9 protein-coding genes are annotated in these 8938 nt (G+C 65.2%); 6 read left to right on the forward strand and 3 right to left on the reverse strand.

Features of this window, described 5'->3' with window-relative positions; genetic code table 11:
- The first annotated feature begins 2 nt into the window (after window positions 1–2).
- Entirely contained in the window at window positions 3–536 is a 534-nt protein-coding gene (locus QM588_RS02175) for a TetR/AcrR family transcriptional regulator (RefSeq protein WP_032392718.1), read from the forward strand.
- Here QM588_RS02175 and QM588_RS02180 read toward each other — a convergent pair.
- A complete protein-coding gene (locus tag QM588_RS02180; RefSeq protein ID WP_283311155.1) occupies window positions 524–1411 on the reverse strand; it encodes an oxidoreductase in 888 nt (295 codons plus the stop codon). The genes QM588_RS02175 and QM588_RS02180 overlap by 13 nt on opposite strands.
- A gap of 35 nt (window positions 1412–1446) precedes the next feature.
- Here QM588_RS02180 and QM588_RS02185 point away from each other — a divergent pair, with 35 nt between their 5' ends.
- The gene (locus tag QM588_RS02185; RefSeq protein WP_442972849.1) at window positions 1447–1644 is read left to right on the forward strand and encodes a helix-hairpin-helix domain-containing protein; all 198 of its coding nucleotides are present in this window, start codon (window positions 1447–1449) and stop codon (window positions 1642–1644) included.
- 4 nt (window positions 1645–1648) lie between these two features.
- Here QM588_RS02185 and QM588_RS02190 read toward each other — a convergent pair whose 3' ends face one another.
- On the reverse strand, window positions 1649–2455 hold the full coding sequence (locus tag QM588_RS02190) for a pentapeptide repeat-containing protein (protein ID WP_283311156.1): 807 nt from the start codon (window positions 2453–2455) through the stop codon (window positions 1649–1651).
- Window positions 2456–2501: 46 nt separating this feature from the next.
- Window positions 2502–2885, reverse strand: coding sequence for an MmcQ/YjbR family DNA-binding protein (locus QM588_RS02195; RefSeq protein WP_283311157.1), 384 nt, complete (start codon window positions 2883–2885; stop codon window positions 2502–2504).
- Between the two features lie 81 nt (window positions 2886–2966).
- Between QM588_RS02195 and QM588_RS02200 the strand changes: the two genes are divergently transcribed.
- From QM588_RS02200 to QM588_RS02215, 4 genes are all read left to right on the forward strand, one after another.
- Window positions 2967–3728: a putative protein N(5)-glutamine methyltransferase gene (locus tag QM588_RS02200; protein ID WP_283311158.1), complete on the forward strand. Its 762-nt coding sequence runs from the start codon at window positions 2967–2969 to the stop codon at window positions 3726–3728.
- Between the two features lie 127 nt (window positions 3729–3855).
- On the forward strand, window positions 3856–4557 hold the full coding sequence (locus tag QM588_RS02205) for a type 1 glutamine amidotransferase domain-containing protein (protein WP_283311160.1): 702 nt from the start codon (window positions 3856–3858) through the stop codon (window positions 4555–4557).
- Window positions 4558–4665: 108 nt separating this feature from the next.
- Window positions 4666–6981, forward strand: coding sequence for an endopeptidase La (gene lon, locus QM588_RS02210; protein WP_283311161.1), 2316 nt, complete (start codon window positions 4666–4668; stop codon window positions 6979–6981).
- A gap of 65 nt (window positions 6982–7046) precedes the next feature.
- Complete coding sequence (locus QM588_RS02215) at window positions 7047–8921, forward strand: ABC transporter ATP-binding protein (RefSeq protein ID WP_283311162.1); 1875 nt, start codon at window positions 7047–7049, stop codon at window positions 8919–8921.
- Window positions 8922–8938 lie beyond the last annotated feature (17 nt).

The following is an 8938-nucleotide window of genomic DNA, read 5'->3' on the forward strand; positions in this document are numbered from 1 at the left end:
CTGTGGACCGCCGCACCGCCATCGCCGACGCCGCGCTCGGCGTCATCGCCCGAGACGGCTTGCGCGTGTTGACGCACCGGTCGATCGATTCGGCGCTGGACTTTCCGGCAGGCTCGACGTCCTACTACTTCCGCACCAAGGCCGATCTGCTCGCCGCCGTGGCTACCCGCCTGATCGAGCTCTCGCGGGCATCGTTTCTGGAGATTCTCGGAACAGAAACCGATGTTGCGACGGTGATCGCTCGCTATCTCGACGCTGCGATCACCCATCGCATGGTCGAGCTCCGGGCTCGCTACGCGCTGATGCTCGATCCTGCGGTCCCGGCCGACATCAGGGCCGACTTGGCCCGTTCGTTCTTCTCACTCGAACGGGCCAGAGAACTGTTCGACGATCCAGCCCACGGAGACGGCTTGGTCTCGCTGTGCGAGGGACTGATGGCCGACGCGATTTTCGGCCGTGGAACCGCGAAAGGGGCTGCGGGACTATGGCTTCCGATATCGGTCTATCTCGCCGGGATTGCGTCTCAGAACGGGTAGCCGACTCCGGTGAGTTTCTCGCTGGCGTCCCACAGCTGGGCTGCGAGTGCGGGATCCTGGGCCATCTTGGTCATGCTCGCCGGGCCCGGCTTGCCGCGGGACTCGAACAGCGATGTGGGACCGCTGTAGCTGCCGCCGCCTGCGACGTCGACCGCATAGAGTGTGGGAAGCGCTCCGGCACGGGCGGACTGAGAGATGAACTTCAGTCCGATCGGTGCCAGGGTCGCCAGGATCTTGTTGCTGCCCAAGCCGTCCGGGCTCGAGTAGAGCTCGGTCGACGAGATGCCGGGGTGTGCCGCATTGCTGGTGACCTTCGATCCGGCCTTGTCGATTCGACGCTGCAGTTCCAGCGCGAACAGGATGTTCGCGAGCTTGGAGTTCGCATATCCGCGTTGCGCGTTGTAGCCACGCTCGAGCTGGAGGTCGTCGAAGTCGAGCTTGGGGCGCTGACGGTGCGCGACCGAGGCAACGGTCGTGATCTTCGCGTCGGCGGCGAGCTTGGGGAACAGCAACCCGGTCAGTGCGAAATGACCGAGGTGGTTGGTGCCGAACTGGAGCTCGAACCCATCCTTGGTTTCGGTTCGCTTCGCCGGCATCATCACGCCCGCATTGTTGATCAGTATGTCGATCGATTCGGGAGCCGCCTCGGCGTACTTGCGCACCGAACCGAGGTCGGCGAGGTCCAGGCTGGCTGTGTCGACTGTTCCGTTCGGGGCCTCCGCGCGGATCTTCGCCGCTGCGGCCTCGGCCTTGTCCTGGTTGCGGCAGGCGAGCGTCACGTGATCGCCGCGCTTGGCCAGCTCCAAAGCTGTGTAGTAGCCGATACCGGTATTCGCTCCGGTGATGACAACGCGTTTCTGCTTGGTTTCGGGCACGGCAACAGGCTACCGGTCTGTTTTAGAATGCGCCGGTGAGTACAACAGAACCCGTTTTTCCGACAGGGATCGGAAACCCCGCGATGCGGGCATTGCGAGCTGCGGGATATACCTGTCTCGACGCCCTGGCCGGGGCGCCCGCAGCTGAGCTCGCGTCACTGCACGGAGTCGGACCGAAGGCACTGAGGATCGTTCAGGAAGCCCTCGAGCGCACCGGCAGGTCACTGAGCTGAACGGTCACGTCCAGTGCCCTGGACGGGTCAACGACTCGGGTAACTGTGTCGATCGGTCACCGAGCGCCGCATTGATCTGGAATTGCGTCGCGAAGATCGTCTCGCGCAGATTCGCACCGCGGAGATCGGCACCGCGAAAATCGGCCCCGATCAGGTCGGCCCAGCGCAGGTCGGCACCGCGCAGATTCGCCCCGATGAGGTACGTACCCCGCAAGCTCGCACCGCGAAGATCAGCACCGGCCAGCTTGGCCCCGATCATGTCGCGTCCGCGGTAGTTCTTCTTCTTGCCCGACACCTCTGCGCGTACCAGATCGCTTGCATCGAGCAGCACCTCGTTGATCCGCGAGCGCAGTACGGAGACGTCGACCGACAGCAGGCTCTCGGGAGTCCCCGACGTGAGAGCGTCCAGCTCGTCGTATTCGCGGGTAAGCCGGCTGTGGAGGGATGCGGTAGATGTCCGGCCACGTGCATCTGCCAGGTACCAGAGCAACTCGTGCAGATCCCGCATGATCGGGAACACCGCGAACATCTCCGACGAGTTCGACGGCTTCTGCCGCCAGTCCCGTCCCGCGAACGTCGATTGCGACACTTTCTGCCCCGCACCGAAACAGTCGTACACCGTGCATCCGGGAAAGCCCTTCTCCCGAAGCGACGAGTGGATGCCGCAGCGCGAGTCCTGCTGGAGGTTGCGGCACGGCTCCCCGGCGGCTTTGTCGACGGCGAAATCCGACGACTTGGCGAAGGGCAGAGCAACGCAACAGAGTCCGAAACAGCTGCCGCAATCGGCGAGCAGGTTCTCGGGTGGGCTCATGTGCTCACTCTGTCCTTCGGGCAGCCACAGCGTCAAACGAGAATCGTCACTCCGGACGTCGGAGGAGTGCGACGAGCTTCTTCGGGGCCCGGGTGCAGTAGCTCTCCGTGATCAACTCGCCGAGTTCCGTTCGATCCACCGACTCGTCGAGCAGCATGCCGATGATCTCGGGTCCCCAGCTGGGAGCGAAGAAGCCATCCCGCTTCGACAATGCGTCGAGTTCTGTTCCGGAGGAACGGAATACGAGAACATGCGCCGGGCCGTCGGTTCCCGCCGCTGTTGCGAACGCCGGAGGAGTGCCGTCGACAATGTCGAGGATGTGGGCGAAGGTGCGCCCGCGTACCCGCCATCGGGTACCGACCCACGCCTGCTCCTCGTAGGTCTCGGGCAACGCCAGACACATCTGTCGGACCTCGGGTTCCCAGTTCATTCGCCTCCCTGTGACACATGCCGGGCTACAGTATTTCAGCGCGGGGCAGTTGGGCGCAGGCACTTGGAGGAGGCTCCATCCATGGTGAGACCCGAGTACGACGAGGTCGTGTCCGGTCTGCGCGGGGCCGGCTGCGTGTTCGCGGAAGAAGAAGCCGACATTCTGATCGAATCCGCATCGGACAGCGACGATCTCGCCGCCATGCTCGCTCGCCGTATCGCCGGGGAACCGCTCGAGCACATCGTCGGCTGGGTGTGGTTCTGTGGTCGACGAGTCGCCGTCGAACCGGGGGTATTCGTGCCCCGTCGGAGAACCGAATTCCTGGTGAATTGCGCTGCAGCACTCCAGCCGTCGCGATTACTGGACATGTGCTGCGGATCCGGTGCGGTAGGACTGTCGGTCGGTGGCGTCACCGAATTACATGCCGCCGATCTCGACGCAGCGGCCGTGGAATGCGCCACGCGCAACCTGGCTGCCGTCGGGGGCACGGTGCACCGCGGCGATCTGTACGACGCCTTACCGCCGGAGTTGCTCGGATCCTTCGATGCGATAGTGGTCAACGCGCCGTACGTCCCGACGGCCCACATCGAACTGATGCCGCGGGAAGCGCGATTGCACGAGCCGCGGATCGCGCTCGACGGCGGCGAAGACGGTGCCCGATTCCACCGTCTCGTGGCAGAGGGGGCACCTGCATGGTTGGCCCCCGGCGGTCACTTGCTGATCGAAAGCAGTGCTGCACTGGCTGATTCGACTCGCCGGGCAGTGCGTGACTGTGGATTCCACGCGCGGGTGAATGCCTCGGACGAATTCGACGCGGTGGTCGTGATCGCTTCGCGTACGTGACGAGACGAGTGCCACACGGTCGGTTTCGGCGGCGCGTTTCGGCGGTGCGTTTCGGCGGTGCGTTTCGACTGGGGCGTTTCGTGGCATTCCCGAACGGATCCCGATAGAGAAAAGAGGCTGTTCGACCATGACTACTTTGCTGTTCGCGGTAACCGCTGCCGACCATTGGACCCTGAACGACGGAAGCAAGCACCCCACCGGGTACTGGGCCGAGGAGCTTGTCGAGTCCCATCGCACATTCGTCGACGCCGGGTGGGACATCACGGTGGCGACGCCGGGTGGCAAGGCTCCGGTCGTCGACGAGGGCAGCTTGGCCGTCGACGCGAACGGCGGCGACGAGCAGAAGGTGGCGGACCAGAAGAGCTACCTGGCCTCGATCGAGTCGATCCTGTCCTCGCCCGCGAAGCTGGAAGACCAGAAGGCCTCCGACTTCGACGTCGTGTTCGTCCCCGGTGGCCACGGCCCCATGGAGGATCTCGCCGTGTCGACGAGCTTCGGTGCTCTCGTGGTCGACTTCCTCGACGCGAACAAGGTGGTCTCGGCGGTGTGCCACGCACCGGCGGCCCTGCTGCCTGCCGTCCGTACCGACGGCTCCTGGGCTTTCGACGGGTACGAGCTCACCGGCTTCACCGACGAGGAAGAGACCCAGGCCGGGCTCGCCGAGAAGGCCCCATGGCTGCTCGAGACCCGGCTGCGCGAGAACGGCGCAAAGTTCGAGAACGCCGACGCCTGGTCGCCGCATGTGGTCGTCGACCGCAACCTCTACACGGGCCAGAACCCCGCATCGACGCGTCCTCTCGCGGAGAAGCTGGTCAGCGCCCTGAAGTAAGACGCCGTGGACGGTCGGTGTTCTGCCCACGGAGAACATCGACCGCTCGGGGAACATCACTACTCCTTTCGAAGTTGAGCCCCTATAGCTCAATCCTTTGGAGGAGAAGTGACCGAAACCGTTCGTGTCCCCGTACTGTTCCTGACCGACCCGATCGTCCTGCCCGGAATGGTGGTGCCCGTCGAACTCGACGAGGCCGCACGCGCCGCCGTCGACGCAGCGAAGGCGAGCAACGACGGCTCGCTGCTCGTCGCTCCCCGACTCGAAGATCGGTACGCCGCTTACGGCGTCCTCGCCACCATCGTGCAGATGGGACGGCTGGCCGACGGTCGCCCGGCCGCCGTCGTCAAGGCAACTCGTCGGGCGCACATCGGCCACGGGGTCAGTGGCCCCGGGGCGGCCCTGTGGGTCGAGGCCGAACCCGTCGCCGATACAACCCCGAACGACGACCTCAAGGCGCTCGCGGCCGAGTACAAGCAACTCGTTGTCGCGATGCTGCAACGCCGCGATGCCTGGCAGGTGATCGACTCGGTCAACAAGCTCACCGACCCCGGCGCGATCGCCGATACCGCGGGTTACGCGTCGTACCTGACCGACGTCCAGAAGAGGGATCTGCTCGAAACACCAGACGTGGCAACGCGTCTGACATCGCTGATCGAATGGACCAAGGCTCATCTCGCCGAGGTCGAGGTCAACGACAAGATTTCCGGCGACGTCCGTGAGGGCATGGAGAAGACACAGAAGGAGTTCCTCCTGCGTCAGCAGCTCGCCGCTATCCGAAAAGAACTGGGCGAGGACGAACCCGACGGTGCGGATGATTACCGCGGCCGCGTGGAGGCTGCGGACCTGCCCGAGAAGGTGCGCGAACAAGCGCTCCGTGAAGTGGGCAAGTTGGAGCGGGCCAGTGATCAGAGCCCCGAGTCGGGGTGGATTCGCACCTGGCTCGACACCGTGCTGGACCTGCCGTGGAACAACACCACGACCGACAACACCGATATCGATTCGGCGCGAGCCGTTCTCGATGCAGACCACCACGGCCTCGACGATGTGAAGGACCGAATCGTCGAATATCTGGCCGTTCGCGCACGGCGCTCCGAGCGGGGTATGCAATCGGTCGGCGGACGTGGTTCCGGTGCCGTCATGGTGCTCGCCGGACCTCCCGGTGTGGGTAAGACCTCGTTGGGCGAATCGGTGGCCCGCGCTCTCGGCCGCACCTTCGTCCGGGTCGCCCTCGGTGGGGTTCGCGACGAGGCCGAGATCCGGGGCCACCGTCGCACCTATGTCGGCGCATTGCCGGGCCGCATCGTGCGGGCGATCGGCGAGGCGGGATCGATGAATCCCGTTGTGCTGCTGGACGAAATCGACAAGGTCGGTTCGGACTACCGCGGTGATCCCAGCGCCGCACTGCTCGAGGTGCTGGACCCGGCGCAGAACCACACGTTCCGCGACCATTACCTCGATCTGGATCTCGACCTGTCCGACGTCGTGTTCCTCGCCACCGCCAACGTGATCGATCAGATTCCCGGCCCGCTGCTCGATCGCATGGAGCTGGTGACCATCGATGGATACACCGAAGACGACAAGGTCGTCATCGCTCGGAACTACCTGCTTCCGCGTCAGATGGACAGGGCGGCAGTCACATCCGACGAGGTGACCGTCACCGACTCCGCACTGCGCAAGATCGCTGCCGACTACACCCGCGAGCCCGGGGTGCGGCAACTCGAACGCTTGCTGGCCAAGGCTCTACGTAAGGTGGCGACGAAACTCGCGGGCACCACGGACGTGCTCGAGATCGACGAGCCGGATCTGGTGACCTACCTCGGTCGTCCGCGCTTCACCCCCGATGCGCACGAGCGAACCGAAGTGCCCGGTGTCGCAACGGGTCTGGCAGTGACCGGGCTCGGCGGCGACGTGCTGTTCATCGAGGCGGCCTCCACCGAGGGCGACGCGGGCCTCACGCTCACCGGCCAGCTCGGCGACGTGATGAAGGAGTCGGCGCAGATCGCGCTGTCCTACGTGCGAGCGCACGCAGCTCGATTCGGCGGCACTGCCGAATCACTGGATCGCAGTATCCATGTGCACGTTCCGGCCGGGGCAGTGCCCAAGGACGGTCCTTCGGCGGGCGTGACGATGGTGACGGCCCTGGTGTCGATGGCCACCGGGCGTCCGGTGCGGTCGGACGTGGGAATGACCGGAGAGGTGACGCTCAACGGACGTGTGCTGCCGATCGGTGGAGTCAAGCAGAAGCTGTTGGCGGCTCAGCGCGCCGGGCTGAAGACGGTGTTCATTCCGGCACGTAACGAACCCGATCTGGACGACGTCCCTGCGGAGGTCCTGGAGGCGTTGGACGTTCGGCCGATGACCGACGTGGCCGACATCCTGGCGCTCGCGCTGGAACCGGCGGAGGCGGCCGCGGCAGCGTGAGGTGACGGCGACCGTTCTCGGGCTCTGCTTGACCTCGAGTTCGGTCGAGGTTCTACGTTGGTGTCATGAGCATGGAGATGACCGCGTGGAACCAGATGTATCGCACGATGAACAGCTCCGGCGCGCAGTCTTCGTTCTCCAAGGAGACTGCGCGCCGGATCCTGTCGTTCGCAGCACCGCATCGACGCGCCCTCGGCGGCTTCCTGGTGCTCAGCGTCGCGCTGGCGGTGCTGGCGGTGGCAACGCCGGTACTGGCCGGGCGGGTGGTCAACGCGATCGTCGACGGGCGAGAGCTGCGTGTGGTGGTGCTGTTGGCTCTGGCCATCGCGGCGATCGCAATCGTGGATGCTGGCTTCGGCCTGATCAACCGGTGGCTCTCGTCCAACATCGGTGAGAGCTTGATCCTGGACCTGCGCACCGCAGTGTTCGACCACGTGCAGCGGATGCCAATCGCCTTCTTCACCCGCACTCGAACCGGCGCTCTGGTCAGTCGCCTCAACAACGACGTCATCGGTGCCCAGCGCGCATTCAGCACGACGTTGTCCGGGGTGGTCAGCAACGTGGTGACGCTGGCTCTGACTCTGGTGGTGATGATCGGAATCTCGTGGCAGATCACTCTGCTCGCGCTCATTCTGTTGCCGGTGTTCGTGCTGCCGGCACGCCGCATGGGTCGACGCCTCGCCCGTCTGCAACGCGAAGCGGCCGCGCACAATTCGGCGATGAGCACCCAGATGACCGAGCGTTTCTCGGCCCCGGGAGCGACACTGGTCAAGCTGTTCGGGCATCCCGATCAGGAATCCGTCGAGTTCGCGGTTCGAGCCGCCCGAGTCCGCGACATCGGAGTTCGGAGCGCAATGGTGCAGACCGTGTTCGTCACGGCGCTCACCCTGGTGTCGGCTCTGGCCCTCGCCGTGGTCTACGGCCTCGGCGGCTTCTACGCACTCAGTGCTCGCTTGGACCCGGGTTCGGTTGTCGCACTGTCCCTTTTGCTGACCAGGCTCTATGCGCCGCTGACCGCACTGGCGAGCGCACGTGTCGAGGTCATGAGCGCACTGGTCAGTTTCGAGCGAGTGTTCGAGGTGCTCGATCTCGTACCTCTGATCGCCGACAAGCCCGACGCGGCGGTGCTGCCTCCGGGGCCGGTGGCCGTCGAACTCGACGACGTCAGGTTCGCGTACCCGTCGGCCGACAAGGTGTCGCTCGCCTCCCTGGAGGAGGTCGCAACTCTGGATTCCCGTGGCGGCGAGGAGGTTCTGCACGGTGTGTCGTTCCGGGCCGAACCCGGTCAGATGGTCGCCCTGGTGGGTACCTCCGGTGCGGGCAAGTCCACGATCGCGCAACTGATCGCTCGGTTGTACGACGTCGACAGCGGCGCAGTGCGGCTCGGCGACGTCGACGTGCGAGACCTGACCGCCGAATCCGTCCGCAACACAGTGGGAATGGTGACTCAGGACGGCCATCTGTTTCACGAGAGCATTCGCTCGAACCTGCTGCTGCCACGGCCCGACGCCACCGAGGACGAACTGTGGGATGCGCTGTCGCGGGCCAGGCTCGCCGATCTCGTGCGTTCCCTGCCCGACGGACTCGAGACGATCGTCGGCGAGCGCGGCTACCGCCTGTCCGGCGGAGAGCGTCAACGCCTGACGATCGCCCGGCTGCTGATCGCGCAGCCACGGGTGGTGATTCTCGACGAGGCCACGGCCTCACTGGATTCGACGTCCGAGGCCGCCGTGCAAGCTGCGCTGGCCGAGGCTCTGGAGGGCAAGACGTCGGTGGTCATCGCGCACCGACTCTCGACCATCCGAGCAGCGGACGCCATCCTGGTGATAGAGAACGGGCAGGTCATCGAGCGCGGAACACACGACGAGCTCCTCGCAGCGGGCGGCCGCTACGAGGAGCTGCATCGAACACAGTTCGCGCACACTGTGCCTGCGGAGTGACCTAGGAAAGCCGGGAG

Source organism: Rhodococcus sp. IEGM 1354 (genome assembly GCF_030056855.1).
Lineage (GTDB): Bacteria > Actinomycetota > Actinomycetes > Mycobacteriales > Mycobacteriaceae > Rhodococcoides.